Here is a 26,729-nt window from a genome sequence, read left to right as displayed (position 1 = left end):
TGGTGTAGGTGCCTGTGGCCGGCAGCGTGAGCACATCGGTCCAGCCCGCCGATCCCCAACCATAGAACAGAGCATCGAACCGCGTGCCACTGCCGGTGCTGGCGTTGCCCGCCGCGTGTGGACTTGACCCCCGCCACCGCGCTTGACGACGCGCCCGCGGATCTTCCGAGGGCACAAGACCCGGCCGTTGTGTGTACCGCCGCGACCATCTGCCCAATCCCCAACGCACCATAGCAGTAGAACGCCGATTGACTGGCGTATGAAACGCAACAGTACAACCCATAGGTAGCCCGTCGCACGACGCCTCGGTAACAGAATCGAGGACATCGCTCCTCCGTGTCAGGGACTGAGTGTGAAGGTCAGGCTGCCCGTTCCGGTACCCCAATGCCGAAGCATGATGGTGTAGGTGCCGGTCATTGACAATGTGAGCGGCCCGACGGATGCATTGCTCGCGTAACCTGTGTAGGGATAAAGCGTCGTTCCGTCGGGCTTCAAAACCGCCAAATAGTGCCAACCGATGGTGTTTTGGCTCGTTGTCAGGGTCACGTTCTGCCCCGAGGATACGCTGAACGTCAAGGAACCGTCCTGTCCGGGAGCCGTCGTGGTCAAAGTAACCGGCGCCCCCCCTATCGTGATCGTTCCCGCCGCGTTCGCGGGCACGTTGTAAAGGGAAAAGGTGAGACTCCCCGTGCCACTTCCCCAATGTTTCATCACAATGGTATAGGTGCCGGTTACCGGCAGACTGAGCGGCTCCACAAATAGCCCGCCCCAGGCACCGTACGACGGATAGAGGACCGTTCCATCCGGATTCAAGATTGAAAGATAATAGTAACCTATGCCGTTCTGACTGGTGACCAAGCTGATACGTTGCCCTCCGGTGCCGCTGAAAATCAGGCTTCCGTCCTGCCCGGGCACCGTAGTAGTCAGCGTGACAGGAGGGCCACCTGCTGTGATTGTGCCTGTAACATCCGGAGGCACGTTGTACAGATTGAATTTGAGACTACCCACAGCTTTTCCATAATGGCCGAGTGTGATGGTGTACGTTCCGGTCGCCGGCAATATAAGTGGCTCGACAAAAAACGAATTGCAAGCGAGATAAGGGGAGAAGAGGGATGATCCGTCGGGATTCAATATTCCAAGGTAATAGCAGCCGATGGTGTTCTGACTCGTTGTCAGGCTGATCCGCTGTCCCGCAGCACCGCTAAAGGTCAGACTGCCGTTCTGCCCTGGCGTGGTAGTCGTCAACGTGACCGCCGAACCGCTGGCAGATATCGTACCTGTCGCGTCCGGAGGTACGTTGTAGAGCGAAAATGTGACACTCCCTGTATCACCAGACATCGGGCTCACGACGATGGAATATGTGGCTGTCTTAGGAAGAGTGACCGCCCCCAATAGTTCGTTGTTGCACAGGCTTGTTGTTCCTGCCGACGACCCATCGAGATTCAGGAGTTGGAGGCGGCCATTTTGGCAAGAGCCGAAGCTCGAACTCGTGGTGCCGATACTAACCCGCTGGCCGGCCGTGCCATCAAACAGGATCAAACCAACCTTGTTCGCAGTCGACATCGTCACAGTCTGACTCGCCCCAATGGCCATTCGGCCTGTGACGTCCACATCCGCAGCAGTATGGGTGCCAGGTGGCACAAGAAAATCCTGCGTACTTGTCGCTTGACCATACGGCGTAGTCACCGTCAGACGGCCGGAGGTGGATGCCGCTGGTACGGCGGAAGTCAGTGTCGTTGCCGTTGCTGCGCTGACGCTGGCCGGGCGCGTATTGAATGTAAGGTTGTTCCAATTGGATGTTGTTTGGAAGTTGGCGCCACTAACGGTTACCGCTTCCCCAGGTGTCCCGATCGTGGGTGAGAACCCACTGATGCTCGGCGCGGCGCTCTGCGTAATCGTGAACGAGGCCGCGCTCGTTGCGCTGCCGTTAGGAGACATTACCGAAATGGGACCTGTCGTGGCTCCGGCTGGCACCTGAACCACCAATTGCGTCGTTGTTGCGGAACTGATTGCAGCCGCCACGCCGTTGAACTGGACCGCGTTCTGGCTGGCCGTTGCGGCGAAGCCGGCGCCCGAAATCGTGACAGTAGTGCCAGACGGCCCACTGCGCGGGGAGAAGCTCATCAAGGAAACCGCGCCGCTGCCTCGCCCTATCGCGATAATGTTCCCTGCTGCGTCGTAGGCGTACGTAGCCGTGTTGCTGGCCTCATCGACCACGCCCGACAAGCGACCCAATTCGTCATAGGCGAAGTTATAGACCGTCGCCAATACGGGTGAGGTCGCCGCCAGCGTCCATCCAGTTGCCGCGACGGACACGAGACGCCGCCAGCGACCAAGACAACGTCCGAACGCAGCCATCATTCGATCGCTCATGCGGTTCCCTAATAGGCAAGCGCGGGCCGGCCTCACCGGCCCGGGCGTGGTTGTACGAGAAGCGGGAATCTAGAATGGCTACGATGAAGAACGCGTCACCGCGCCAGTTCGCACGTGACAGAAGTATTTCTGCCAGTCGAGTGGATTAGTTCTGACCCCCACCTCACCTCCCCGTTCTTGATATTGTTGCTCGGTGGTCACACGTGTTCGTTGTGTATAGCAGACCAGCAATTGCCACACAAGAATGATCGCGAGCTCCCTACTTTGGTATGGCACGCTACGCGAAACCTATTGAGCCATACCCCACTAAATTTCCTTTGCCAAAGACTTGCCTCTGTACTAATCATTGGAACTTGAATCCTTTACACGTAGAGCTATCCAAAATCCAGATTACGACGCGACTAGCCAAATGAACGCCGCAGTCTTCAAGAAAATCGGAATCGTCTGTGGGCTCATGTTCACCACAACTACCTTTGGGGATCAAGACATTGATCGCCTCGGCTTACCGCCAATAACCGCACCCATTGACAACCCCCTGACCGGTGCTAAATCCGAACTCGGCAAGAAGCTGTTCTTCGACAAACGCCTCAGCGCGGACGGCTCGGTCAGTTGCGCAAGTTGTCACCAGCCCGATCGTGCATTCAGTGATGGGCTGCCAAAGTCGAAAGGAGTCGGCGATCGGACTGGCACGCGTAACGCGCCCAGCCTTTTGAACGCGAGCCTCATGGACAGTCAGTTTTGGGATGGCCGGCGTTCCTCGCTCGAATCCCAAGCACTGGACCCGTTTGTTAACCCGAGGGAGCATGGACTCACGAGCTATGGCCAGCTTCTGCAAGCAATACGGCACAACCAAGACTACGCCAGCCTGTTTCAGGATGCATTCGACGTGCACATCGATTCAATTGACGAGCGGCACATTGCCAAAGCGATCGCCAGCTACGAACGTTCGATAGCGCGCGGAAATTCTGCATTTGATCGCTACTATTACGCCGGTGAGCAAACTGCGATTTCGTCCGCCGCTCGTCGCGGTCTGGCGCTGTTTATGGGCAGGGCCCAATGTGTAAGCTGCCACCATATCGGCAGCGCCGGTTCATCGTTCACCGACCACCAATTTCACAGCTTGCATATCGGCTTAGGTCGCATCGAAAGCCGACTCGCAACTGTCAGCAAAGCAGCCGTAGCGGCGCGAACGGGGGAGCGTTCCATCGATGCAACGGCCCTCAGCGAGGAGGATATCTCCGAGTTGGGCCGGTTCTTCATCACACTTAACCCTGTAGACATCGGCCAATTCCGCACCCCTAGCCTTCGCAATGTCGCACTCACCGCGCCATACATGCACGATGGGAGTGTGGCGACGCTGGAAGAGGCTGTGGACCAAGAAATCTACTATCGAACCGTCCTGAATGGTCGTCCCTTGATCCTGACGCCCGACGAGAAGAGTGATCTCGCCGAATTTCTTCGGAGCCTTACCAGCAGCAATGCGCAAGCCATCGCGTCGCCAGAAGGCAGCTAAGCGACTTCAGCTCAAGGGCCTCCCAGGAAGCCATCGAACGCGTCCGCAATCGGTGGATAGCCCGCTCCGAGGTGTACAGACTGGGACGCACTGGCCAGCGACACCCCACCAAATAAATCTGGACAAAGAATTGATATCGAGTATGTTTCGAAAGATAAGAGCCGTATCAAACGCATGACTAATCGACACAGAATCGAAAGTCTAAGGGGAGCGGGTCATGACCGGCGTGATGCTGATCCGATGGTTTGTTGCGTGCGCGCTCGGCCTCGCTTTGCCCTGCCAGGCTGACATCTTTGTTCGTTACGCCTCGGACGGAACACCATCATACTCGACCACACCGTTCAGTCGTAGCCAGATACCGCTTCTGCGAGATCGCAGTGGCGCGAAGAACCGAGATCCCGCTGCGACCGAAACCGGCTCGACGGCGCGGCTCGAGGAGTTGGCGCCGATCATCAACGCCATTAGCGCACGACATACCGTCGATCCGGCTCTGATCAAGGCCGTCATCGAGGTGGAGTCGCGCTTTCGGCCGACAGTGCAATCCCCTAAGGGCGCAATGGGCCTGATGCAGTTGATGCCCGCCACGGCCCGGCAGTACGGCATCACGGCCCCCTTCGATCCCCCCCAGAACATTGAAGCCGGTGTCCGGCACCTCAAGGCGCTGATCATCCAGTACAACGGAAACCTTGCCCTCGCTCTGGCTGCATACAACGCAGGAGCACAAAGTGTCGTCAGAAGTGGCAAACGGATCCCGCCCTATCGCGAGACGATGGACTACGTCCCAACAGTACTGGCTCGCTATGCCTTCTATCGTCGCGAAGGAGGAGAATGAGATGCGCTGCGCAAGGACACCCGCAGAAACGCTCCCCGGACTCGCAGGCCACTGGCGGCACAGGAATATGGCTTGCGGTGGCTTCACACTTCTTGAACTTTTGGTTGTCGTTGTCATCATCGGCCTGCTCGCTTCATACGTCGGTCCGAAATATTTCTCGCAAATCGGAAAGTCGGAGGCGACGGTTGCACGCAGTCAAATCGAAGCCTTCGAGCGAGCGCTCGACAGCTTTCGTCTGGATGTCGGACGGTACCCAAGTTCCGAGGAAGGTCTTGCCGCGCTATTGACCCGGCCCGGCGGCGTGACGCGATGGAACGGCCCCTATTTGAAGAAGGATGTCCCGCTGGACCCCTGGGGACATCCCTATAGCTACCGGTCACCCGGTGCCAGGAGCGACTTCGAAATTCTGTCCCTCGGTAAAGACAGTCAACCCGGTGGAGCTGGGGAAAATGCCGACATTGTCAGTCAATAGCCCGAGAAGGTGACGCGCCATGCAGTACGAAGTCAGGACTCTCTCGGCTGTAAACGCCATCACGATCGTCACGATCGACGCCATTGATGAACAAGATGCGCGCAGGCAAGCCGAGAGCCGGGCACTGCAACCCATCTCGGTACGGCCAATAGTGCTGAAGACTGCCTCCGTATCGTTGCGCCAGAGACGATTTTCATTGCTGCTTTTCAGTCAGGAGATGCTTGCACTGATCAAGGCGGGATTGAGTCTGTTCGAGGCAATTGAAGCTCTACGGGAGAAAGAGAGCGCATCTGAGGTCTGCGACATTCTGGATCGGCTGCTTGCCGCGTTGCGGGAGGGGCGGCGCTTCTCCGTGGCTCTGGCTGAGCAAGGCGGGTACTTCCCACCGCTGTATGTCGGGTTGATGCAAGCGGCCGAGGGGACCAGCGATCTCCCGCTGTCGCTCGCCCGGTTCGTGGAGTACCAGAAGCGCATTGACGGCATTCGCGGCAAGATCGTCAGTGCCTCGATCTACCCCATCATCCTGATGACGGTTGGCGGGGCTGTAACGGTTTTCCTCGTTTGCTACGTGGTGCCGCGCTTCGCGTTGGTCTATCAGGATACAGGTCGCGATCTGCCGTGGTTGTCACAAATGATGATCATGTGGGGCCAACTCGCCGCGAAGCATGCTTCGGAGTTCGCCACGGTCGTTGTGGCAAGCGCCGCGCTCAGTGCCATCTGGGTGCGTCGATTGCTGCGCAAGGGCGGGGTCGTTCACCTCGCTTCGCGCTTGCCAATGGTGGGCCATCAGATTCATCTCTACGAACTCTCGCGGCTCTATACCACATTAGGAATGCTGCTTGAAGGCGGTATCCCTGCAACGAACGCGCTCATGACCGCCTGCGCGACAGTCTCGGCTGCGACACGCGACAGGCTATTAGCGGCCGAGCAGCAGATACGCAGTGGCAGACCGCTTTCCCTGGCATTTGAAGTGAACGGCCTTACCACAACCATTTCACTACGCATGCTGCGGGTCGGCGAACAATCCGGCCAGCTTGGCGCCATGCTGACACAAGCTGCTGAATTTTATGACGGGGACATCTCGCGGTTCATTGAACGCTTCACCCGTACATTCGAGCCGATACTGATGGCGGCCATCGGGCTGATTGTTGGCTTCATCGTCGTACTCCTTTACATGCCGATCTTCGACCTCGCCGGGAGCCTTCAGTGAGTGGCAGCACCTCCAACGAGGGAGTACCGCAAATGGATGCCTTTGAGGCAGCTCGGACCGCAGCACGGCGATCGGGTCGCTCAATCGCTCAAGAACTCGAGGCCATCTCTAACCTGGGTCCTCGCAGCGCCCTGGAAATGGTCGCTGCCCAGTTCCATATGCCAAGCATCGAATCCGCCGAGATGGCGCGACTCACTCCGGCCTTCGATTGCGTGCCCCTGACGAAGGCCATGCAGCTCTGCGCGCTGCTACTGAAGGGTCTTGACGGCGAAACCTTGGCGGTAATGACGGATCCCCAGGATATTGACCTGCAAACCTGGTTGGAAGCCCAAGCTGGTCAGCCCGTCGCTTATCGCCTCGCGCTGCAGGCGGACATCGAGGCGTACCTTGCCCAGCAGGAGGAATCGGTACGCGCGGTAGACGGTCTGTTAGCGACGAACGATTCGGGACCGCGCCCGACACGCGTGACGGAGGTGTTGTCCTTCGCATCGCTGAATGCTTCGGCCAGTCCGGTCGTGCGAATTGTCAACTCGACTCTCTACGATGCATTGCGTGCAGGGGCATCCGATATCCACCTCGAAAGTACACCGACCGGTCTGGCGGTCAAATATCGGATCGATGGCGTACTCGACCATGCCACCTCACTTTCCGGTGCAGAGCTGGCAGAGCAGGTCATTTCCCGACTGAAAGTCTTGGCCGAGCTCGACATCGCTGAACGGCGGACTCCGCAAGATGGCAGCTTCCGCGTGGAATCCCGCGGGCGAGAAATCGACCTTCGGGTGTCAATCATGCCAAGCATTCATGGCGAAGATGCGGTGATCCGCATACTCGACAAACGAGCCATGATCGAGGCGCATGGCACGCTGACGCTGGAGGCGCTCGGCTTTGACGCCAAGTCGTTGGTTGCATTGAGACAGCTGGCCGAAGAGCCCTACGGCATGCTTCTGGTTACCGGGCCGACCGGGTCAGGTAAGACGACGACACTGTACGCCGCGATTTCGGAAATTCACAATGGCAGAGATAAGATCATCACGATCGAGGATCCGGTCGAATATCAGCTGCCTGGGGTACTGCAGATCCCGGTGAACGACAAGAAGGGACTCACCTTTGCCAAGGGGCTACGGTCAATTCTGCGGCATGATCCTGACAAGATCATGGTGGGAGAGATTCGAGACAGGGAGACTGCCGAGATTGCAGTGCAATCTGCACTGACCGGCCACCTCGTCCTCACCACAGTCCACGCGAATAATGTGTTTGATGTGTTCGGCCGATTCACTCATATGGGGGTCGATCCCTATGCATTTGTTTCCGCGTTGAATGGGATTTGGGCACAGCGCCTGATCCGGATCAATTGTCCGCGCTGCGCCGAGGGCATCCGTCCAGCCGAGGAGCAACTACTCAGCTTGGGCATCGATCCTGGCGAATCGCAGGGATTTGCGTTCCGTGCTGGCCGTGGTTGTGGAGACTGCCGCGGAACGGGCTACCACGGCCGCAGGTCGATAGCGGAAATCCTCATCCTGGAGGATGAATTGCGGGAGCTGGTAGTGGAAAAGGCGCCGATCCGCAAGATCAAGGAGGCTGCCCGAAGAACGGGCACCCGAAGCCTGCGCGAGGCCGCACTCGATTTGGTAAGAGCGGGTGTAACGACATTGGAGGAAGTTAAGCGTGTCACGCTTCATGCCTAAGCGACTCCGCCTCGTCGTTTCCCAAACGGCAGTCACGCTGTCTGCGGCGTCACGGTGGTACAGCTCAGCGTGGCAGTCGGAGCAGACCGTCGTCCTACCGCCGGGGGAACCCACGGAGGCACTGCAATCGGCCCTTGAAGCTTTGCCAAGCGAGGCCCTACCGCGTGGCGCCTCCCTTTCCATTGTGCTTGCCGATCCCCTGGTACGCCTCTACTTGGTAACGCCACCCACTAACGCGGCCAGGTTCGATGATCTGCGATCCTCCGCATTGCTCCGGCTGGAAACACTATATGGCTCGCCAGCCAGCAACTGGCATATTGCCGCGGCGTGGGAAGTGGATAGACCATTTCTCGCCTGCGCCGTGCCGCGAACGATGCTCGCAGTGCTCGCCCAGTTTGCCAACGCGCGAAAACTCCGTCTCGCGCGAATTACGCCCGCCGCCTTGGAGTGCTGGAATCCCATTCAGGCATTGCACTCACCGTCGACGAACTGGCTGCTATCCAAATGCGGCACGCGGGTCACCTTGGTCGTGCTTACGAGGAATGGGGTTGAAGCGGTTAGGACACTGACGTGGCCGGAAGAAGCGTGGCAGTCCTGGGACAAACTGCATGCGGCGATGGCCCGCGAAAGCATGCGGCTCGACCGGCCGCTCCCCGATCTCACAACGGGTCTCGGTGACATCCCCGCCGAGCTCTTCGCGAATTCTCATCCCAACCTATCGTTCCAGCATGTGAATGCGCAGCCAGGGAGCATATTCTGGTCCCCCCGTCCCTTATGGCCTGAGATTGACCTGAGGCCGGCATCCCCGATTCGTGCGAGGCTGACCGCGAGTGCATTGGTGCTGGGGGGCTGCGGGGTGGCGCTCACGATTCTCGCAGGGGTACAGTGTGTGCGACTCATGACGCAAGTCGGTGAGATGCAAAACGAATTGAATCACATTGACCGGCGCCTCGCCGCGCGCCAGCGGCCGGCCGACACGTTGTCTGCAACTGCGATCAAGGCCGAGCAAATCGTGGCCGTGAACGGTGCCGTTCGTCAACTTAACCTGCCTTGGCAGCGGCTGCTGCGGAATATAGAGGAAGCCACGCCGAAGGAGATCGCCCTGCTCGCACTCGAGCCCGATGCCAAGCGGGCCTCCCTCAAAGGAACGGCGGAAGCGCCGACTGCGGACGGGATGTTGGCGTATATCACCCAGCTGAAGACCCAAGGCGGATTCGACAATGCGCAGCTGACCCGGCATGAGATCAATGAGCAGGATCCGATGAAGCCCTTTCGATTCCAGTTTGAGGCCTACTGGAGCGAGGCGGGCCAATGAAAGTGATCGCATTGCGATGCTATCTTTGGCTGATGCACGTTGGCTGGTCACTACCTGCCGCTTGCGCCCTGTTCGTTTGCGGATTAGTGCTGATCGCCTTAGGTTTGCCGGCTGAGCGAGCGATCGTACTCAAGGCGCAACGGCGGCTCGCGGAGGCTACTGCAGCTCTTGCCGCGCCGCCTAACCGGCCCCAGACGCGGCAAGCTACGACTGCACAGGGTCTCACCAAGTTCTATGCTTCACTGGGTCAATATGGCTCGGTGGAAAGCCAAGTCAGCGTACTATTCCGAACGGCCCGCGAGGCCGGGCTCTTGCTGCGACAAGCTGAGTATCGCGCGGGATTTGATCGATCGGGCCAGTTTTACACGTACAAAGTCATATTGCCCGTTCGCGGCTCTTATGTGGCGATCCGACGATTCTGTGAGGAGACGCTAACGGCAATCCCGTTTGTGTCCCTGGATGAAGTCCACTTCAAGCGGGGTGCAATTGGTGAGGCGACCGTTGACGCGAAACTTCAATTCACCCTCTTTCTGACGGGGGGGAAGGATGGGTCGAAGGCCTCGACGCCGATAGCGGTACCACGAGAGATACCCGAGATATGAAGCGCCGGCACGCCATTCTCTCGGTTGGCTTGCTGAGTGCCGGCGCCATTGCGGCATTTGGCGATCGCACATCGGTGAATGGTGTGGCCACGGCAGTCGATCGAGGTCGCTCCAGCAAGGGCGCAACGCCTATTGCCGAGAGCAGACCGGCCCAATCGCCTCCGGGCGGGCTCGCCGGTGAGCAAGCGCCTGCCATCCTGGCGTTACGCCCACGGGGTTCGCCTTCCGACAAAGGGCCTCCCAGCGCTGGTGACGAGATCTTCGCCAGCCAGACTTGGGTCCCGCCGCCTCCCCTACCACCGCCCGCCCCAAAACCGACCGCGCCACCATTGCCTTTTGTCTATCTGGGAAAACAGCAGCAGCAAGGCATATGGATAGTTTTTCTCGGCCGCGATAGCGAGACGTATGTGGTCAAGTCGGCGGATCCGATTGGGGAAGCCTATCGGGTGGAAACGATCAGTCCACCAACCATGACACTAAAGTATCTCCCGCTCAACGAGTCACAGACCCTGACAATCGAATAGATCCGTATAACCCTGATGCCATTTTGTCGACGCGCCATCTTCATTCTCGTGCTGTGCACTCTGTTCAGCGCCTGCGCCACGCAGGTGGCAATACAGGACGCAAAGCAACTCTACGGCCAAGGCAAGGTGGAAGAAAGTCTGCTGCGTTTGAAGGCGGCCTTGGACGAGACGCCGACCAATCCGGAGCTACGCACGGTCTACCTGGCGCTGCGTGATCGGGCGGTGGCTAACTGGATCGCCCAAGCCGACGCCGCACATGTTCGGGGCGATCAACGGAATGCAGAAGCGTCCTACCGCCGCGTATTGGCCGTTGAGCCAGGAAATGCGCGCGCCAAGTCGGGATTGCAGTTGCTGGAGCGCACGTCTCGGCACGCCAAGCTTTTGCAGGAGGCAGAGAACGCAATTCGCAAAAAGGAGGACGATTCTGGACGCGCTATTCTCCGGGCAATCCTATCCGAGGATCCTGCCAATCCGACGGCGCGGCGGCTATTGAGCGCACTTGAGGAGCGCAGCGCAAAGCCGCCCGTGGATACGCAACTTTCAGCAGCACTGAAAAAAACGCTCTCGCTTGACTTCAAAGACGCGATGCTCAAGCAGGTCTTCGAGATCTTCTCGCGCACTGCTTCAGTCAATTTCGTGTTCGACAAGGATGTCCGCGGAGACCAAAAGACCACAGTGTTCCTGAAGGGAACGACCATCAAGGAGGCGATCGATGTCGTTCTGTTGACCAACCAACTCGAGCAACGGGTGCTCGACAGAAACACCATCCTGATCTACCCCAACACGCCAGCGAAGCTGAAGGACTACCAGACCCTAGCGGTACGATCCTTTTTTCTCGCCAGTGCCGACGCGGAGCAGGTGGCCAACACTTTGAAGACTATCCTCAAGACCCGCGACGTCATCGTTGACAAGAAGCAGAACATGCTGGTCATGCGAGATACGTCCGATGCCATCCGCCTCGCGGAAAGATTGGTGACGCTACATGATCTTCCGGAGCCCGAGGTCATGCTGGAGGTCGAGATACTCGAGGTAAACCGCAACCGCCTCCTGGAACTCGGCATCAAGTTCCCGGAGCAACTCTCACTCTCCCCGCTCCCAACCACGACCGGCGGTAGTGTCACGCTCCATGACCTGCTGCATCTCACTTCAAGAGGGATCGCGGCCACCATCTCTCCGCTGAATATCAATGCGCGGGGCGTCGATGGGGATGTCAATCTGTTGGCCAATCCACGCATCCGGGCACGCAACCGAGAAACCGCCAAGATATTAATTGGCGACAGGGTGCCGAACATCACCTCGACATCGACGGCAACAGGCTTCGTTGCCGAGAACGTTCAATACCTGGATGTGGGCCTCAAGCTTGACGTTACCCCCGTCATCTCGATCGACAACGAGATCGCCATCAAGATCTCGTTGGAGGTCAGCAACATTGCCAACCAGATCAAGACCACTTCCGGAACGCTGGCCTACCAGATCGGCACGCGTACCGCCTCGACTGTGCTAAGACTCAAGGATGGTGAGAATCAGGTGCTGGCGGGCCTCATTAGCGACGAAGATCGACGTACGATCAATAAGCTCCCCGGCTTCGGCGACATACCCCTCGCCGGTCGGCTGTTCTCCAGTAGGCTGAGCGAAGTGAAGAAGAATGAGATCGTCCTGTCGATTACCCCACATCTCATTCGCAATACGCCGCGTCCCGAGTTGAGCCTGTTGGAGTTCTATGCAGGCACCGAGTCGAGCCTGCGCGGCCTTTCAGCCAGAGCGGCGGCCGACGTTGGCTCCGCGCCCGATGCAGGCACACCAGGCGGTCAGAATGCAGTAACTTCGTCGTCCCTTGGCCCACCCTCCAGACCGGGGGCGGCAGCAGGCGCCATTGGCTCGAATGGCGTCCTGCCGTCTGCGAGCGGAGAGAGCCCGCCGGGCGCCGGGGCAGCTTCGGGCCTGCTGCGCTGGCAGGCACCGGCACAAGTCAAGGTGGGCGAGCAATTTTCCGCACAATTGTGGATGCAGCCGCAACTGCCCGTGACCAGCATTCCATACGCGCTGGCCTTCGATCCCAAACTGATTGAGGTGCTCGCTGTCAGTGAGGGCGATCTGCTGAAACACGGCGGCAGCCCCACCGCGTTTAATCATCGCGTGGACCGGCAGGCTGGTCAAATCTTCGTAACCAATACGCGCACCTCCCCGAACCAAAGCGGGGGCGCGGGCACGTTGACGCCCGGTACGCTTTTGACGCTGTCGCTGCGCGCGACTGCGCCCGCGGATGCGACTCAGCTACAGGTAACGACGATTGCACCCATCGGCGAAAACGGGACGTCTGTGAATGTACCAGTGCCAACCCCACAATCGATCACCGTAGTGCCATGAGAGCGCAAGATGCCGACGATCATTCAGCCCCCCTCGTCAGGCTTTACGCTAATTGAGCTGCTCGTCACGCTGGCCATTACTGCCTTGCTGGCGACAATGGTCGTGCCGCTGGCCGAGGTGACTCTGCAACGCCAGCGAGAGCAGGAGTTGAAGCGAGCGCTACGTGAGATCCGCACTGCGATCGATGCCTACAAACACGCAACGGACGCGGGGAGGATCGCCCGAGCAATCGACAGGACCGGTTACCCCGAGACGCTCGACATACTAGTCGAAGGGGTCGAGGACGCGCGCGATCCTCGAAAAGCAAAGATCTACTTTCTCCGCCGCATTCCCCGCGACCCAATGCACAACGACTACCGTGTTTCGGATGCCGACACGTGGGGCAAGCGAAGCTATTCCAGTGAACCGTCGGATCCTCAGGAGGGGGCGGATGTCTATGACGTGTTTTCAAAATCGTCCGCGATCGGTCTCAGTGGCATTCCATACCGACGCTGGTAGCGCCACGACCATGACGCACCGTGCCAACTGTCAGCGAGACCTCGAGGTTAAGCATGAGATGCCATCCCGTCAGCCGCCCGGAGGCTTTACCCTCATCGAGTTGCTGGTCGTGCTGAGCATCATTGCTTTCTTGCTGACCTTGTCGCTGCCGCGCTATTTTCATAGCGTCGACAAGTCAAAAGAGACGATTCTCAAGGAGAATCTGCGTGTTACCCGCGAGACTATCAACCAGTTTTTTGAGGATACCAGTCGGTATCCGGAGAGCTTGCAGGAATTGGTGGATCGGCGCTACCTCAGGGCCTTGCCGGTTGATCCGCTTACTGAGAGCAGCAGCACGTGGCTCGTGGTACCGCCGACTGACTCGACGAAAGGCGCTGTGTACGACTTGAAGAGCACTGCACCAGGACAGACCAGCGAGGGGTTCGCATTTGCGGACTTCTAGTGTGCAAGGCTGGCGCAACGCAGGGTCCACTTATCTCGGTCTGCTGATTCTGGTCGCGATCATTGGCGTTGCCACCGCTGCGGCGCTCACCCTTGGGGTCATCGCACAGCGACGCATGGCCGAAGACGAACTGCTGTTTGTCGGGGAACAGTTTCGCTCGGCGTTCGAAAGCTATTACCGGGCCACGCCGGCCGGCCATCCACGCTATCCCATGACGCTGCAGGACTTGGTAAGGGATCCGCGCTATCCCAATCCGCGCCGGCATCTGCGACAGATCTATGTCGATCCCCTCACATCGCAGGACGATTGGATATTGGTTGCGGCACCCGGCGGTGGCATCCTGGGGGTCCATAGTGCATCGATGCGTTCTCCCATTAAAATCGCGAATTTCCCTACAATCTTTCAAGCCTTCGAAGGGAAGGCGAGCTACGCTGACTGGATCTTCTTCTATTCCGGCGGAACGGCCGATCCACGAGCCCTCCCACAACCCGCTCGTTGGCCATAGGCGCGTGAAGCGGCTTTTCTTTGGCCCGGCCGCTGATGTCCTCGCCGGCGTCCAGCGGATGGGTGCGGAAATGCCGCGCAACGCCTCGGTAGCTACCACCTTCATCCCAGATCAAGGATTTCGGGCAAGCACAGTCCTTTGGAAACCCAGCGCAGCTAGCCTCCACTTTTCAGATGTCGCGGCCCTCGCTGCCATGCGCGCCTGGTACGAGGATGCCTCATCGCGGCGGGCTGCCGAGCGCTACCTGCCGGACCAGCCGCGCTCCGGCGCGCGGCCATCGGTCAGCACCACGCCACCACAACTCCGAGGGCTCTACACGCCTCGCCTTACCAGCTGCGGAATGCCCATACTACGTTGTCGGCAAGGCAATGAAATCCGCTTCAGTCCAGCGAAAATCCGCCCGCCAACGGCTCCGCGTAGAGCGAATCGGAGCGCAACTCCGCGAACTCCGGCATGCCGGCGAACGGCTTCACTTGAACATCGACCAGGCGGCGCCATGTCTCCAGTGAGGCGGACTGGACCGCCAGCGCCAGGTGGCTCTTGTGCTTGCGCGACGGATACCGAAATCCGACTGGCGCGGTGTCGCCGCGGAATCCCGCAAGCAGTTCCAGCATCCGCAACCCGAACCACTGGCACCACGCATGCTCGCCGTGGATCTGGTCGTAGATGCCCAGCTTGCTGAGCACGGTCCCATCGAGATCCAGGACCTGGATGTCAGCCTTGAGCGTGAAGGTCGCGATCAGACCGCCTTCGGCAATGCCCGGCGGGATATAGAAGGTGCCGGGCTGCATCATGTCGTTGGTGCAGAATCCGGATTCCCACAACGCGGTAGTGAGATCCTGGGCTGCATACATCCAGTAGGTGGCAAAACGCCCGTCCGGGCCGGCGAACTTGGCCGGCGGGCCGAACCGGTAGGTGCGCTCGACGAACGGCGGAATGACTGCGGCCGGATGCCGGACTGCGCGAAACACTTGCGTGCCGGCGGGCAGGATGACTGCGCCGCCGGCGAACGCCTGGCGCAGACGGTCTGTTGAAGGGAGGGTTACGGCAATAGGCTCAGGGGCTGCGAGGTTTGGCGTCGTCATCAGCTAATCAGATCCGAACTGCGCGAGGGCAGCCCGGCCAACTGCGCGATCACCCTCGCCTGCCGCTCGTTGGCGGACTGGGCGAGATGATCCGATTGCGCGGCAGTCAGCGTCGCGCGCGTCTCGAACGGCTTGCCAGCCAGCAACTCGGCCGGGGTCAGGTCGTCGAACGCGTCGACCGGGGTTACCCAGAACGCATGGATTTCACTGCTCGGAAGCAATCGCATTTGCTGCAGGACGGTGGGCAGCAGTTCAGGCACCGGCGGCGCAAACTGCCACGCGGGGAATGATTTGCCAATGGCCTTGCCGCGCGGGGTGACGCAATAAAAGCGTGCGTCCTCCACGGCACGGTACAGCGTCGCTTGCGACATGGCCACCAGACCACGGTCGATGACTTCCGAGGGCTTCAGGTATGACACGGTCAGCCGGTCCTCGAGATCAACCGCGGCAGGCGCCTGGCTGGCGAGCGTGGCCGTCAGGCACTGGCGCACGATCGCCATCACGCGGGCGCGCTCGCCGGCGTCGATGGCATGTTCCAGTTGCTCGTCGATGTCGTGGACCAATTTTTCCACCAGGGGAACGCCGCGCGCGGCGCCGGTCGAAAAGAAAACTTGCGGTGTCATAGCAAACTCCATCAGATGACGGCGGCCGGGGGCGCGAAGGCTGGATGAATGGCTGCTTTCTGATCCGCCCAGTGGCAGGACAGGTGGTGCTGCGCGGCAAAGCTCCTGAACAGCGATTGGCGCCGCAGTACGCGAGCAGACTTGGCCTTCAGGGTGCGCAGACTTGTGCGCAGGATCAAACGCCCGATCCATGCCAGCTTCGCCGGCACGCAACCCCGGAGCATTTCCAGCAGCAGATGACCGCGCGCCTGCCGGGTGACACGGCCCACCTCCATGACGCGCAGCACGGACTTCAGGTAGCGATCGGTGGTGGCGAGCCGAAGGTTGGTGACTGCGTCGCCCGATGGCATGTAACGCGTCTCGGGGTCCGCCCCCAAATTGCCCACCAGGATGACGCGGCTCCGCAAGGCTGCCGTCTGCGGCGGCGCGGCGTCGACCTCGGCTTCGATTTCGATCGCGCGCGGTCCCAGCAACTGGCGATACAGCGCACTCAGCGCCGCGACATCGGCGTCGAGCACGGGTGACTGCGCATCAGCTTTCTGAACGCCGGCTTCGCGCAAGCGCTCAAGCAGGGTGTCCGGAGCGATGCGCATGCGGCGGGCCAGGTCGGCCACACTGGAATAGGAACACATGTCGAAGACGACGCCGGATGAAAGATAGTCTAATCCTAATCAATTCTCGCAACATTCGCAAGTTTCTCACCGCTCGAAGCTTGAACATTTGTCCATCCATTGATAACCTTTCTTCTCACTCGAGGCATGTGCTGATTAAGCCATGTTAGGCCGTCCCGCTTCGGACTGTGTGGTGGCGGCTTGTGCCTCCCGCTCTGTAGCCAGCGAAGTTTTATTCTCCTCGATGGTTTGCCGCGTAGTGTGGGCGACGAGCGCCATGCTTTCTTGCGCGTCAGCGCGGTCGAGGCGTACGCCGCATAGCATTCCACTGCGTGGCAAGCTTGCCGGTGCCGGCTTATGGCCGCCTGGCAGATGGTCTGCACCGCCACGGCCGCGATGACCTTCAATGCCTGTGGCAGGTCCGGATGGTCGTGAAGACTAAGAGTTGGTGCGCGTCCTTAGGGCACACTAGTGGATGGGTGCCGGAAGCAAAGAAGAACCCTCAGAATGACGGCAGTGATGCTGCTCTACCCTGGTTGGCGGTCGGCGTAATGATTGACACGGCCAGCTGTATGAGACCAAAGTCGCGCCGCGGCTTTGTCGCGCTACTAGCGAAATAGCCTCTCACCCCATCGCACGGGCTCAGCCGTCCCGACGACAATTCGTAGGCCTTTGCGGGGAGTCTCGCCGGGCGAGCGTGATGTCAGTGTAAGTCGCTTCAAAAGACATATCGCTTACACTCAAAAAAGAAAAACCCCTGCACGCAGGGGGGTCGTAATCGATGCTGCACGACGTGCGAAGCCAGTCTTACCCCTCTTCTTGAATCAAGTACCGATTAGGGTTTTTCCCCAGCCAGGCTGGTTTCCGGCCACGGCCAGACCAAGTATTGCCGGTTTTCGGATCCCGGTACTTCGGGGGCAGCGCCGCTTTCGCTTTGCCTGCGCCACTTCCAGCAGGACGACCGCGACGGCGCTTGGTAATGTCATCGACAGTCAGCCCGTACTCCGCCATCAGGTTCTGAATCTGTTCGATGACCGATGAAACTTCATTGGCACGTACCTCTTCCAGATGAGCTTCGAGAGCTGCCTTCTGAGCAATCAGTTCTTTGTAAGTTGCCATTTGCTGTTTTCCTTTCCGCTCGTGGATGAACATGGGAGGTAGTTTATAGCTGATTTTGCTTTTGGCACACAATAACTTCTACCATCTCGGCACATGAACATTGAGAACGCGCGCAGAATGACTTAGCGACAAAGGACAGCACCGGTCTGCGGCTCCATACGACGATCAGTGCGCTCCGCGTTAAGAGCTATAGGAGGGGACGCGGACAATGGACACACGATGCGCATGCTTTCCCCCCAGTGAACCCGTACGAATTGGCTCAAGGATTCATGCCCGAAATACGTTCGGCAGTTCGACAGCAATCAATTTTTGATGAGCGCGGTCGATGACGCCCTGGTTTGGACGTACAGCCTCCCTGAATGATGCTGGTCAGAGCTTCGCAGAAACGGGTACGCAGCTGCTATCGAAAGCGATTCGAGACGTCCCGGGGGGTTGCATGGCAAAGGGGATTGGTGGGCCTCCCGTGAATCGAACACGGCACCAACGGGTTATGAGCCCGCTGCTCTAACCAGGCATGAGCTAGAGGCCCAATCAAACTGGAACTGGGTGACGCTTCAGCGTCGCGCTTGCAGTCTTCGGCCCGTAGAGCCAAATGGGGGCGCAGCAATGCCGCCCCATCTCGCATCAATCCACCGGTTCGCAGCGTTGCCTCCCGATCGATCCGGCGGAGATTATGCCGACACTTCAGGCGACGCTGCAGCAGGGACCGCTTTCTTCGCCGAGGCCCGCGGCTTCGTCACTGCCTTCACGGCAGGCTTCTTCGGCGCATTCTTGGCTGCGACCTTGCTAACGGTCCCGGTCTGCTTCCGCGTTGCCTTCGAGGGGGCTGCCTTCTTTGCGGTCGCCTTCTTGGCGGCTACTGCCCTGGCCTTTTTTGCTACGAGTTTGTCCTTCGCCGCTTGCTTTTCAAAACGGGCGGCCGACTTTGCCGCTTCCACGGCTTGGGCGACCTCCCGCTTTGCCGCCTCGATGGCCTTCTTCGTGTCGGCGCGTAGCTTCAGCAAGCGTTTTTTCGCTGCCTGGGCTTCACGGGCAAGCACACTGGCTTTTTTCGTTGGGACTGCCGCCTTCTTTGCAGCAGGCTTGCTTTTTGCCGCTGCACTGACCCGAGTCGTTGATTTAGCTTTTGCGACCATGTCGGTTATTCTTTGAGTGGAAAGCGCGGAGTATAACCGCAGGAGTGGTCTGACTAATAGTGGCTGTCGCTATCTCTATGGCCCGTCTAACCACCGCAAGCCGCGCCTTCCGGATGCTGCAGCGCGCCTCACGAGTATGTGGTAGGTTAGCCCAAAACAACAAAAATTCATTTTGAATGCTACGAGTCCTCGCTGCTTCGCTCCTTCTGGTAATGACCACACCCTCCTATGCAACGAAATGCCGGAACGGCAAGAGCATTCTGTACACCCAAGATCGGTACTGCCCTGCAGGGTACATCGATATCACTGGGGCTTCGGGAGGGACCGTTTCGATCGTTGGAAGAAGCGCCCATGTCAAGGAACAGGAGAACGAATTACTTCAGCGTCGCGCAACCGAAAACGGCCCGTATCAAATGCAGATGGCGCAGGCACAGGTCGCAGAAGAACAACAGCAGGCACACAATTCGGCTCTATGCACTTCGCTGGCGAGCCAGGCCAAATCTCTCGAAGCTGCCATGCGGCAACCGAACGGTCCCCAATGGCTCGACAATTTGAAGCAGCAACATCGCAACGTCCGCCAGCAGTATCGGAACAAGTGTTAGCGCTGGACAACGCCACAGGCAGAGACATTCTCGCGCCCTGAGTTGAGTATCATTCCTGCTGGTTAAGCACAATTTATCAACGGAGAAGGAGAAGAGGATGGACAGCTGTAGCGTGGGAGTCGCCGCACAGATCAACGGTAAAGAGCAGCCAAATCAGCTCTATGTTCACGGTTCGGTGCTGGTCTACAGCGCCATTGACGAGGTAGCTGTACTGGAGGCAGTGCCGCAGGGAATCAATCCAAAGATCCTTTTGCTCGATGTTTCAGTGAAGCGTGCCGCCGGCCCGATGAAAGGGACGTGCCGCCCGTTCCTTTTCACCAAGGATGTGGAAGGCCGTCAGTATGACCAAGTGACGGTCCGATTCGAGGATGGCACGACGTCGACTGCAGTGGTGTCATTCCTAGGCTAAGTTGATGTCTCTCTCCAGCGAGGGGGAGCGCAGCCGCCGCCTTAGATACTGAGCCGCCTACCGGGCGGCTATTTATTTGAGCGATCAGCGGTTGATTGCCCGCCTTACCGGCAAGTGCCTTATCTCCGCGTCTCGTCAACGCCGGCGCACGCGCTTCCTGGCCCGCTGGGCTGCCGCGAACCCATTGGTCACCAGGGTTGGCGGAAGCGCAACGGCAGTACCCGGCAGCCAGAAGTGGACGGTCGGAGGCGCCGGTTTCGGAAGACTTCTGCGTTGGAGAATCGCAACACACCCTTCGCGAAGCACGACCGAAATCGCCCACAATGCTACGTTCAAGCCGGTGAAGCAGTTCGCATACACCTCCGGAAAGAACGCAACCGACGGCACCCTTATCATCGACGCAATGGATTTGCTCTATACCCGGCGCTTCGATGGCTTTTGCCTGGTGACGAGCGACAGCGACTTTACCGGGCTGGCGACTCGGTTTGGGAAGAGGGATTGGTCGTGGTGGGCTTTGGAGAGCAGAAGACGCCTGATGCCTTTCGAAATGCCTGCAACAAATTCGTGCTCACGGAGTTACTCCGACCCGCTCCGGCCGCGGCCATACCCGCTGCTGCGGCCAAACCTGAACCCGTAGAGGTGCCCATAGTAACGCCCGCAAACACCGTAGCCAAAGCGCCAGTGCCGAGCTTTCCGCAGGATTTCATGCTTTCCGCGCTTGATCAGTCATCGGACGAGAATGGATGGGCGCACCTTGGTACCTTCGGGAGCTACCTTACGAAGCTGCAACCGGACTTTGACCCAAGGGTCTATGGGTTCAAGAAACTATCCGAGCTGGTGAGATCGCGCCAGGACATCTTCGTGACAGAAGAGCGCACTCCGCCAGGTCAAACTCAGAAGCAGCTGTACCTGAAACCTAAGTGAGACCGGTAGCGGCAGGCCAGACAAAGGGCGGCTACCGGCCATATGCCGACGGTCGGCAACATACTCGAGCGGCGTTGTTGCATAAATCCGGGTTCGGTTGGGCTGACGTTTACGCGCAACGGCTGGAACGCTGGCTCTGTTAACTTCTGACGAAGTTGCGTAGTGTCTTGGACTTTTTCCGGGACGATGCGCAAGGACAACCGACAGCAAGCCGAGCCCAAGGGGGTCTACCGCGTCAAGAACTGGGCGCAGTACAACAAGGGGCTGATAGCCCGAGGAGATGTCACGATGTGGGTCGAGGAGAGCTTGCTCGTGCCGCCGGCTAAAGCCCAGTCTCCCAAGCGTGGCCACCCGCTCGTCTATACGGATGCGCTGATCCAGGGTCTGCTCGCTCTCAAGCAGGTGTTCCACCTGCCGCTGCGTGCGCTGCAAGGCTTCGCGCAGAGCTTGCGCATCCTGGCCTTCCCAACCTTGCCAGTGCCGAACTACACGACATTGAGCCGCCGCGCGCGGAATCTGAACGTCGTGCTGCCCGTCTCGCGTACCGGCGAGCCGCTGCATCTGGTGATCGATAGCACTGGGCTGAAGCTTTACGGCGAAGGCGAGTGGAAGGTTCGCAAGCACGGTTGGTCCAAGCGACGGACCTGGCGCAAGGTCCATCTCGCCATGGACGCGAACACCGGCCAAATCTGTGCTGCACTGATGAGCCACCAGGACGTTGGCGATGGCGAAGTGTTGGCCGACCTGCTCGATCAGATCCCTGCTGATACGCCGATCGATACCATCGGACGCGACGGCGCTTACGACAGTAAGCCGTGCCACGCGGAGATTGCCGCGCGAGGTGCACAGCCCTCGATTCCACCACGCGATGGAGCGAAGCCTTGGTCTGAAAGTACGCCGGGCGCAGCCTGGCGTAACGAGGCGATCGATGTCATCGAGAAGAGCAGTCGACACGAATGGAAAGCCGCCAGCGGCTATCACCGGCGCTCGCTGGCCGAGACCCTGATGTTCCGCCTCAAGACGCTGACGGGACACAGTCTGTGGGCACGCGAAATCGGGTCGCAGGCCACCGAAGTGGCCATCCGTGCGGGGGTGCTCAACCGCATGGTCGCGCTCGCTCGCCCGCAATCCGTCCGCATCGCCTGAGTTCAGCATCACCGAGGAGCCTCTGTTTTCAATCTCGATTTATGCAACAACGCCTACTCGAGCGCGTCATTGATTGCACGTATTGGCAATGTCTAGGTAAGCAACTCTTCCATGCGCATTGAGGAGTAACTTTGTGCGACGGAAAGAGTAATTGAACCTATCGGAGGTCGAGGGGAACGATGGTGGAGGTAGGCAAGAGGCGTAGACCGGCAACGCCTCCGCCTACGATCACTATAGACCGGATTAAGTTGTTAAATCAATTGACGCTTCGCTTGTTTTGGCGATTTCGGATAGGTGTCTTCTTAGGGTGCCCACTTCCTTGATGACCAAAGAGACGAGCTTTGCGTTAATAGCTGCGAGAGGCATCGCGTAGGCGAGAGTGTATTCGCAGTAGTCGCGATTCTTGGGGCGCGGTAGACGACGCCCAAATGCACCAAAGTCAAACAGAGTCTGCAAGGCATTCGTGAACAGGTGTGCCTCCGTTGGTTTGCCATTTTCAAAACCCTCTGGATCCAAATCTCGAACGATCTCCTTTTTCAGCCAAAGGAGGCGTTCAATTGCGTGGTCTTTGGTGATAACGGGTTGCTTCCCCATATACTCATGCGCAAAAGATGTGCGTGCCGCGCCCTCGATCCTTGACCAACTTATCTGCGAGGCCACACGTGGCAGCACATTCTGCAGGTGGGGTAGGTTTCCGAGAATGATCTTGCCATTGGTATCATAGCTCCACAATCGGTGAAGCGTGAGAATTTCCTCTGAATCAGGACGCTTGAAAGCATCGCTGATAGCGCGTAGTTCGTTGATCAGGTCAAAGACCAAATTTACTTTTCGCTTTCCGGCAAGCGTGTCAACTTCGCCCCAGTAGAAGGGGCTGTTAGGAATAAAAGGCAGTCCTGCGTCGATCGTTAATCGGCGCGAGGGCGGGAAGCGAAAATGGACCAGAGAACTAGCTGTGCCTGCAGTCTCTTCGCGGAGTTCAGCTACCGCTTTAGCAGTCTTTTCAGCCGTATCCCTGGTGGTGGTGTTCCAACTGTGCACCTCCAGCGCAATTGGTATAAGTCGATCACCTAGCTTCTTATGTAAGGCTCGATACAGATTCAGAAACCGTGAGCCAGAGATCATCTCATCTGGATAGAATACTGGAGAATTATCTCCTTGAATTTTCTTTGCAAAACTTTCAGCTGCCTCGCGAATAGAATATTTTTCTGAATGCCTAGGTAGTCGAGGAGATAAAAACTCCATCAGTTGTACTGCGATTCCTTCGGTTTCGAGCACTTTCCCTATCACCTGCGCCGGCACAGTTCCGCCAAGCGGTGAATCGATAACAGTTACTTTGGAATGGCCTTCTCTCACGCACCAGTCCGCAATGGTCATCGCAACTCTTGCTAACTGACGTGCTTGATCAAGGGCATATTTGTGAAGGCCATCTATACCCCATTCAAATATACCGACCAATGTGGGCGGGTAAATTGCCGTTTTGTCGAAATACGAATCAATGAGTCGACTTAGGCATTGGACCGCCAAAAAATCACTAAATGCGGAACTCTCGACCAAAGGCTTTCCAGCTCTAAAAAGTTGACGTAGCGAGATAACTCCCAACATTTCTTTGACATGGATTTCCCTGGCGTTCTTTGCCAAGTAAGTGACAACTTGCTCATCCATGGAACCCGGAAAACCGTCGAGAAGCGATCGAATCAATGCTGCTGCGCGCTCGGGCTTTGCGGGTCGCATGAGTGCATCGAGTTCGGCTGATCCAGAAAATCCTTTTTCGTTTTCGGCCTGCTGCTTCGAAAGCCTGCGCTCTCGCTTGAGTCGAGACATCTTTCCCATTATTGTATTCTTTTAGCTAAAATAAATTCGTTGCAATGAACGATATGTTCAGAAGAAATATCCTATATAACAGGCTTTACGTGAGGCATTCCATGAGTGTATTCGGTACGGCGTGCGGTACCTCTGACTTCGGTGTCGAAGACGTTACAAGCGTACGGTCTTGATCAATCTACCTCCCCTGGCGGGTAAGTAAGGGGGAGTGGATGAAGCGGCCTAACTCCGGCGTTGAAGGACCGCTTTCTGATCCCCTGAGTGACAGTAGCGGGTCGCAATGAGATGAGCAGTAGACGACGGCCGTTCATTGCACCGTTCATCGCCTTTTCATAGTTTCATTATCGTAAAAGTATCGGATTGGCACCACCCGACGGGCTTCTGTCAGGCTCTGGAAGATTTTTTATTAGGGTTTATACTCACCCAGTCTACTCCCTTTCACCGAGGGGATTCGAGCCCGCCCTTGCAGCGGGCTTTTCTTTGTTCGCTTGGTTTTAGGTCTTCGTCCAACCACCGGCATGGGGTGGTGGCGTCTGGGCGAGCGCAGAGGGATCTGCTGGCATTGGCCTGTAGGAACGCTAGCGATGCTAGCCCAATATCCTGCAACAGCCGCCGGACCAGCAGAGAGTGAACGGCCGGCAGCATCGAGATTCGCTGAACTCAGGATTCCCGACAACGCGCATGCGGCCGCGTGTCAGCCTCTACAGCTAAACTGTGCTCAATCCGCAGACGGTCGTGCATCGTCTCGCAGCGAATCAACATCAATGTCGCGGGTTCCGCACCCGCATCGGCTACAGCCTCTTCGGCGCTGCGCAGATATACTTGTCGGGAGACAATGGCGACGATCACAATGATGGCGCCGACGCAGAAGGTCCGGGCCAAGAATTGAAGGTGTCGCGCCATGGAAATTGCCGGATAGCAGGAGTAGTTAGGTGGCGAGACTACACCAGGATGTCGCGGCGTGATGCTACGCCCGTTGCAGGATTGACAGCGCCTCCATTTCGCCATAGCGAGGCTCGCCGCCTGTGACACCACATCTGGCCTGATGAGATGCCAAAGACTATCGCCCCCCTACCGCGCGGCCATTACTGGGCCACGCCGCACCCGCCCTTTCCGCTGGACAGTCCGAACGGCCATGCCGAAGTCTTCCCTGGCGCCCACTGCGTCAGCGACGGCAAATGGGTCGCCTTCTATAGGCAAGGAGAAGAGGTTTGGGCGTGCAATGCCATGTATGCCGCGGCCCATTTCGACTTTGATCCTGCCTCCAGCGTCAGCGCGCCGACGGCGGACTGAGCGACTGGCTGCGACGCAGGCGGCTGGCCTCTCAATCAACATAACACCCCAGCGCACAGCAAAAAATCGCTGATCTGACGTTATGTTAAATAAAACGGTCGGTGGACCATCCAGCAAGACGGCTGGTTTGAAAAAATTGTTATCCCCTTGTTGTTCTTGTGCCCTCATGGCAAAACCTTGAGGCAGCCGGCGAGAATGGTTCTCCGAGCCAGCCTTCATCCTGTTCGACGACTGTCGCGTGGGGGCGGCGGGAAGAGACGTCGCTGAACGAGACCATGCCTTGCGCCTGCCGGAAAACGCCGGTATAGCTGCCAGAATACTATAAAATTTAGAGCTTTCTTGCCGATATCCGATCCATAAGGATATCGATCATGAAAACTAGGCTATGGAAGCCGATTGTATTTAGTGTAACGGTCACGACACTGTTAATATGGATCTTCTATGAGCTGGAACAGGGACGAGACCGCGCCATCGGTTATGCAGCTGCTACTCTTATTCCGACTTTGTTGTTTTTGACCAAAGAACGAATCGCATACTATCGCAATTCCGATGACGTCGGTAGAAAACGAGCCAAGTTCCTTTCTGATTTGTCGGCTATTGTGTCGGGGATATCCTTGGCCATGGCAATTATTTCCCACAGCTTTGACATGGAATGGACAAATGGTGTCAGCGTAATGCAGCGCGCGGCACCAGCTCTACAGGTTCTCCATGAGGCTATTAGAAGCCCAGCATGCGCTAGTACTGAATCTGACCGACTTCGATGCGCAGATGCACAAAAGATCCTTTTCCAACTCAAGGAGGAGTTTGAGCTGGCTAAAGCTGAAAGCGCTAGAAAACTCCTCAGAAGGATGAAAATCTACACTGAAGGTACAACAAATGGTAGTGGTAGCGACAACGAGACCAAAGAACGACTAACCGTTGACGAGGCAATAGTCGCATTGGAGAATGAGCTACCACCGCGGCCATTGCTAATAAAGCTGGGGCAGCAGCAGATCCTACTGCTCTTAATACTCAGCTTCATGCTTTCTACACCTACCCGAATAGCAATTTCGTATGTGGAGTGGCAGGAATCTAAAGCACGTATGGTCCATTGAGCTTTGCAACATCGCTAGTCGTGCCTGATGGGGGAAGGTGGAGGACTTTGCTGCATGCGGCTCCCCGGTTGATCACCGCCACATTTCGCACGAAAGGTACGATCACCCTAGCATACGCTGCTCCATCCGTATCTCGTGGCACCACCACGCGTTGAAGTCATACACGTAGACAAAGCCTTCGTGTTCGCGGAGATGAAATGCGGCCAGCGGCAGTTCGTTTGCCACGGTGCGGAACTGCAGGACGCCTTTATGTGCGTCGCCGTAACGCCTGCCACGAAATGCTGAACGTGTGCAGATGTTCGTCGGCCCAGCCCATGACGACCTGGATGACATGATGCAATTGCCCGAGCGTCCAATGCTGGGAACGAGGACGCGTCACCAAACAGGCGGGCTCAGGCGCGCAGAGCAATTCGAAGTTGAAGGACGGAAGCCGCCGGCGCGGGATCAGACGCCATGCGCGCATTGTAGGTGCCTCATCGGGCTCTCAGCAGCGGTCCCGGTCGTCCGACCCTGCTTTGGCGCGGTCTC

General features: G+C 58.1%; 24 protein-coding genes, 1 tRNA gene and 2 pseudogenes. 17 read left to right on the top strand and 10 right to left on the bottom strand.

Annotated elements, in window-relative coordinates; all coding sequences use genetic code 11:
* Positions 1-339: 339 nt before the first annotated feature.
* The gene (locus ACOCMH_RS14315; protein ID WP_427308979.1) at positions 340-2,373 is read right to left on the bottom strand and encodes an IPT/TIG domain-containing protein; all 2,034 of its coding nucleotides are present in this window, start codon (positions 2,371-2,373) and stop codon (positions 340-342) included.
* 409 nt (positions 2,374-2,782) lie between these two features.
* Between ACOCMH_RS14315 and ACOCMH_RS14310 the strand changes: the two genes are divergently transcribed.
* The 12 genes from ACOCMH_RS14310 (at position 2,783) to ACOCMH_RS14255 (ending at position 14,338) form a co-directional block, all read left to right on the top strand.
* Positions 2,783-3,886 (top strand): cytochrome-c peroxidase, encoded by a 1,104-nt coding sequence (locus tag ACOCMH_RS14310; RefSeq protein ID WP_427308978.1) that lies wholly within the window; start codon positions 2,783-2,785, stop codon positions 3,884-3,886.
* A gap of 217 nt (positions 3,887-4,103) precedes the next feature.
* A complete protein-coding gene (locus ACOCMH_RS14305; protein WP_427308976.1) occupies positions 4,104-4,718 on the top strand; it encodes a lytic transglycosylase domain-containing protein in 615 nt (204 codons plus the stop codon).
* A 67-nt stretch (positions 4,719-4,785) separates the two neighbouring features.
* Complete coding sequence (gspG, locus tag ACOCMH_RS14300) at positions 4,786-5,190, top strand: type II secretion system major pseudopilin GspG (protein ID WP_427309227.1); 405 nt, start codon at positions 4,786-4,788, stop codon at positions 5,188-5,190.
* 19 nt (positions 5,191-5,209) lie between these two features.
* Entirely contained in the window at positions 5,210-6,400 is a 1,191-nt protein-coding gene (locus tag ACOCMH_RS14295; RefSeq protein ID WP_427308975.1) for a type II secretion system F family protein, read from the top strand.
* Between the two features lie 32 nt (positions 6,401-6,432).
* Positions 6,433-8,085, top strand: a complete 1,653-nt coding sequence (locus ACOCMH_RS14290; RefSeq protein WP_427308974.1) for a GspE/PulE family protein — start codon at positions 6,433-6,435, stop codon at positions 8,083-8,085.
* Positions 8,086-8,458: 373 nt separating this feature from the next.
* Positions 8,459-9,400 (top strand): hypothetical protein, encoded by a 942-nt coding sequence (locus tag ACOCMH_RS14285; RefSeq protein WP_427308972.1) that lies wholly within the window; start codon positions 8,459-8,461, stop codon positions 9,398-9,400.
* On the top strand, positions 9,397-10,002 hold the full coding sequence (locus ACOCMH_RS14280; protein ID WP_427308971.1) for a hypothetical protein: 606 nt from the start codon (positions 9,397-9,399) through the stop codon (positions 10,000-10,002). The genes ACOCMH_RS14285 and ACOCMH_RS14280 overlap by 4 nt, the downstream gene beginning before the upstream one ends.
* Positions 9,999-10,526: a hypothetical protein gene (locus ACOCMH_RS14275; RefSeq protein ID WP_427308969.1), complete on the top strand. Its 528-nt coding sequence runs from the start codon at positions 9,999-10,001 to the stop codon at positions 10,524-10,526. Before ACOCMH_RS14280 ends, ACOCMH_RS14275 begins: the two co-directional genes overlap by 4 nt.
* Before the next feature lie 15 nt (positions 10,527-10,541).
* Complete coding sequence (locus ACOCMH_RS14270) at positions 10,542-12,893, top strand: secretin N-terminal domain-containing protein (RefSeq protein ID WP_427308968.1); 2,352 nt, start codon at positions 10,542-10,544, stop codon at positions 12,891-12,893.
* 9 nt (positions 12,894-12,902) lie between these two features.
* Positions 12,903-13,391 (top strand): prepilin-type N-terminal cleavage/methylation domain-containing protein, encoded by a 489-nt coding sequence (locus tag ACOCMH_RS14265; RefSeq protein WP_427308967.1) that lies wholly within the window; start codon positions 12,903-12,905, stop codon positions 13,389-13,391.
* Positions 13,392-13,449: 58 nt separating this feature from the next.
* Positions 13,450-13,833, top strand: a complete 384-nt coding sequence (locus tag ACOCMH_RS14260) for a type II secretion system protein (RefSeq protein WP_427308965.1) — start codon at positions 13,450-13,452, stop codon at positions 13,831-13,833.
* A 1-nt stretch (position 13,834) separates the two neighbouring features.
* On the top strand, positions 13,835-14,338 hold the full coding sequence (locus ACOCMH_RS14255; RefSeq protein WP_427308964.1) for a type II secretion system protein: 504 nt from the start codon (positions 13,835-13,837) through the stop codon (positions 14,336-14,338).
* 380 nt (positions 14,339-14,718) lie between these two features.
* Here ACOCMH_RS14255 and ACOCMH_RS14250 read toward each other — a convergent pair whose 3' ends face one another.
* The 6 genes and pseudogenes from ACOCMH_RS14250 to ACOCMH_RS14225 all read right to left on the bottom strand — a co-directional run bounded on the left by ACOCMH_RS14250 (position 14,719) and on the right by ACOCMH_RS14225 (position 18,912).
* The gene (locus ACOCMH_RS14250) at positions 14,719-15,423 is read right to left on the bottom strand and encodes an RES family NAD+ phosphorylase (RefSeq protein WP_427308962.1); all 705 of its coding nucleotides are present in this window, start codon (positions 15,421-15,423) and stop codon (positions 14,719-14,721) included.
* On the bottom strand, positions 15,423-16,046 hold the full coding sequence (locus tag ACOCMH_RS14245; RefSeq protein ID WP_427308961.1) for a hypothetical protein: 624 nt from the start codon (positions 16,044-16,046) through the stop codon (positions 15,423-15,425). Before ACOCMH_RS14245 ends, ACOCMH_RS14250 begins: the two co-directional genes overlap by 1 nt.
* Positions 16,047-16,350: 304 nt before the next feature.
* Positions 16,351-16,453 (bottom strand): annotated as a pseudogene (locus ACOCMH_RS14240) (single-stranded DNA-binding protein); the annotation flags it as partial.
* A gap of 1,011 nt (positions 16,454-17,464) precedes the next feature.
* On the bottom strand, positions 17,465-17,776 hold the full coding sequence (locus tag ACOCMH_RS14235) for an H-NS family nucleoid-associated regulatory protein (protein WP_427309225.1): 312 nt from the start codon (positions 17,774-17,776) through the stop codon (positions 17,465-17,467).
* Between the two features lie 450 nt (positions 17,777-18,226).
* Positions 18,227-18,305 (bottom strand) — tRNA-Ile (locus tag ACOCMH_RS14230).
* A gap of 142 nt (positions 18,306-18,447) precedes the next feature.
* A complete protein-coding gene (locus tag ACOCMH_RS14225) occupies positions 18,448-18,912 on the bottom strand; it encodes a fumarate hydratase (protein WP_427308960.1) in 465 nt (154 codons plus the stop codon).
* A 212-nt stretch (positions 18,913-19,124) separates the two neighbouring features.
* Between ACOCMH_RS14225 and ACOCMH_RS14220 the strand changes: the two genes are divergently transcribed.
* The 4 genes and pseudogenes from ACOCMH_RS14220 to ACOCMH_RS14205 all read left to right on the top strand — a co-directional run bounded on the left by ACOCMH_RS14220 (position 19,125) and on the right by ACOCMH_RS14205 (position 21,993).
* On the top strand, positions 19,125-19,514 hold the full coding sequence (locus ACOCMH_RS14220; RefSeq protein ID WP_427308958.1) for a hypothetical protein: 390 nt from the start codon (positions 19,125-19,127) through the stop codon (positions 19,512-19,514).
* A gap of 97 nt (positions 19,515-19,611) precedes the next feature.
* Positions 19,612-19,923 carry a hypothetical protein gene (locus ACOCMH_RS14215; protein WP_427308957.1) on the top strand — a complete coding sequence of 104 codons (312 nt, stop codon included), beginning with the start codon at positions 19,612-19,614 and terminating at the stop codon, positions 19,921-19,923.
* Between the two features lie 331 nt (positions 19,924-20,254).
* Positions 20,255-20,847 (top strand): annotated as a pseudogene (locus ACOCMH_RS14210) (NYN domain-containing protein); the annotation flags it as partial.
* A 186-nt stretch (positions 20,848-21,033) separates the two neighbouring features.
* A complete protein-coding gene (locus tag ACOCMH_RS14205; RefSeq protein ID WP_427308955.1) occupies positions 21,034-21,993 on the top strand; it encodes an IS5 family transposase in 960 nt (319 codons plus the stop codon).
* Between the two features lie 243 nt (positions 21,994-22,236).
* On the opposite strand, the gene ACOCMH_RS14200 is transcribed toward ACOCMH_RS14205, so the two are convergent.
* Together ACOCMH_RS14200 and ACOCMH_RS14195 are read right to left on the bottom strand one after the other, a co-directional pair.
* On the bottom strand, positions 22,237-23,814 hold the full coding sequence (locus tag ACOCMH_RS14200) for a hypothetical protein (RefSeq protein WP_427308954.1): 1,578 nt from the start codon (positions 23,812-23,814) through the stop codon (positions 22,237-22,239).
* Positions 23,815-24,474: 660 nt separating this feature from the next.
* Positions 24,475-24,717, bottom strand: a complete 243-nt coding sequence (locus ACOCMH_RS14195) for a hypothetical protein (protein WP_427308953.1) — start codon at positions 24,715-24,717, stop codon at positions 24,475-24,477.
* Between the two features lie 761 nt (positions 24,718-25,478).
* Here ACOCMH_RS14195 and ACOCMH_RS14190 point away from each other — a divergent pair.
* Positions 25,479-26,201, top strand: a complete 723-nt coding sequence (locus ACOCMH_RS14190) for a hypothetical protein (protein ID WP_427308951.1) — start codon at positions 25,479-25,481, stop codon at positions 26,199-26,201.
* A gap of 247 nt (positions 26,202-26,448) precedes the next feature.
* Here the strand turns inward: ACOCMH_RS14190 and ACOCMH_RS14185 are convergent, their stop codons facing one another.
* The gene (locus tag ACOCMH_RS14185) at positions 26,449-26,664 is read right to left on the bottom strand and encodes an IS1096 element passenger TnpR family protein (RefSeq protein WP_427308950.1); all 216 of its coding nucleotides are present in this window, start codon (positions 26,662-26,664) and stop codon (positions 26,449-26,451) included.
* Positions 26,665-26,729 lie beyond the last annotated feature (65 nt).

The sequence above is a fragment of the Cupriavidus sp. H39 genome (genome assembly GCF_050271075.1).
Classification (GTDB): Bacteria; Pseudomonadota; Gammaproteobacteria; order Burkholderiales; family Burkholderiaceae; genus Cupriavidus; species Cupriavidus necator_B.
This window is presented reverse-complemented; position numbering and strand designations above follow the sequence as displayed.

Bases quoted from the DNA above. Each gene is read 5' to 3' on its own strand.
- ACOCMH_RS14220 (WP_427308958.1), top strand. From the start codon at position 19,125: ATGACCACACCCTCCTATGCAACGAAATGCCGGAACGGCAAGAGCATT.
- ACOCMH_RS14245 (WP_427308961.1), bottom strand. From the start codon at position 16,046: ATGACACCGCAAGTTTTCTTTTCGACCGGCGCCGCGCGCGGCGTTCCC.
- ACOCMH_RS14295 (WP_427308975.1), top strand. From the start codon at position 5,210: ATGCAGTACGAAGTCAGGACTCTCTCGGCTGTAAACGCCATCACGATC.
- ACOCMH_RS14250 (WP_427308962.1), bottom strand. From the start codon at position 15,423: ATGACGACGCCAAACCTCGCAGCCCCTGAGCCTATTGCCGTAACCCTC.
- ACOCMH_RS14305 (WP_427308976.1), top strand. From the start codon at position 4,104: ATGACCGGCGTGATGCTGATCCGATGGTTTGTTGCGTGCGCGCTCGGC.
- ACOCMH_RS14280 (WP_427308971.1), top strand. From the start codon at position 9,397: ATGAAAGTGATCGCATTGCGATGCTATCTTTGGCTGATGCACGTTGGC.
- ACOCMH_RS14315 (WP_427308979.1), bottom strand. From the start codon at position 2,373: ATGAGCGATCGAATGATGGCTGCGTTCGGACGTTGTCTTGGTCGCTGG.
- gspG (WP_427309227.1), top strand. From the start codon at position 4,786: ATGGCTTGCGGTGGCTTCACACTTCTTGAACTTTTGGTTGTCGTTGTC.
- ACOCMH_RS14205 (WP_427308955.1), top strand. From the start codon at position 21,034: ATGCGCAAGGACAACCGACAGCAAGCCGAGCCCAAGGGGGTCTACCGC.
- ACOCMH_RS14285 (WP_427308972.1), top strand. From the start codon at position 8,459: ATGCTCGCAGTGCTCGCCCAGTTTGCCAACGCGCGAAAACTCCGTCTC.
- ACOCMH_RS14310 (WP_427308978.1), top strand. From the start codon at position 2,783: ATGAACGCCGCAGTCTTCAAGAAAATCGGAATCGTCTGTGGGCTCATG.
- ACOCMH_RS14260 (WP_427308965.1), top strand. From the start codon at position 13,450: ATGCCATCCCGTCAGCCGCCCGGAGGCTTTACCCTCATCGAGTTGCTG.
- ACOCMH_RS14275 (WP_427308969.1), top strand. From the start codon at position 9,999: ATGAAGCGCCGGCACGCCATTCTCTCGGTTGGCTTGCTGAGTGCCGGC.
- ACOCMH_RS14185 (WP_427308950.1), bottom strand. From the start codon at position 26,664: ATGCGCGCATGGCGTCTGATCCCGCGCCGGCGGCTTCCGTCCTTCAAC.
- ACOCMH_RS14215 (WP_427308957.1), top strand. From the start codon at position 19,612: ATGGACAGCTGTAGCGTGGGAGTCGCCGCACAGATCAACGGTAAAGAG.
- ACOCMH_RS14270 (WP_427308968.1), top strand. From the start codon at position 10,542: ATGCCATTTTGTCGACGCGCCATCTTCATTCTCGTGCTGTGCACTCTG.
- ACOCMH_RS14265 (WP_427308967.1), top strand. From the start codon at position 12,903: ATGCCGACGATCATTCAGCCCCCCTCGTCAGGCTTTACGCTAATTGAG.
- ACOCMH_RS14200 (WP_427308954.1), bottom strand. From the start codon at position 23,814: ATGTCTCGACTCAAGCGAGAGCGCAGGCTTTCGAAGCAGCAGGCCGAA.
- ACOCMH_RS14195 (WP_427308953.1), bottom strand. From the start codon at position 24,717: ATGGCGCGACACCTTCAATTCTTGGCCCGGACCTTCTGCGTCGGCGCC.
- ACOCMH_RS14190 (WP_427308951.1), top strand. From the start codon at position 25,479: ATGAAAACTAGGCTATGGAAGCCGATTGTATTTAGTGTAACGGTCACG.
- ACOCMH_RS14235 (WP_427309225.1), bottom strand. From the start codon at position 17,776: ATGGCAACTTACAAAGAACTGATTGCTCAGAAGGCAGCTCTCGAAGCT.
- ACOCMH_RS14290 (WP_427308974.1), top strand. From the start codon at position 6,433: ATGGATGCCTTTGAGGCAGCTCGGACCGCAGCACGGCGATCGGGTCGC.
- ACOCMH_RS14225 (WP_427308960.1), bottom strand. From the start codon at position 18,912: ATGGTCGCAAAAGCTAAATCAACGACTCGGGTCAGTGCAGCGGCAAAA.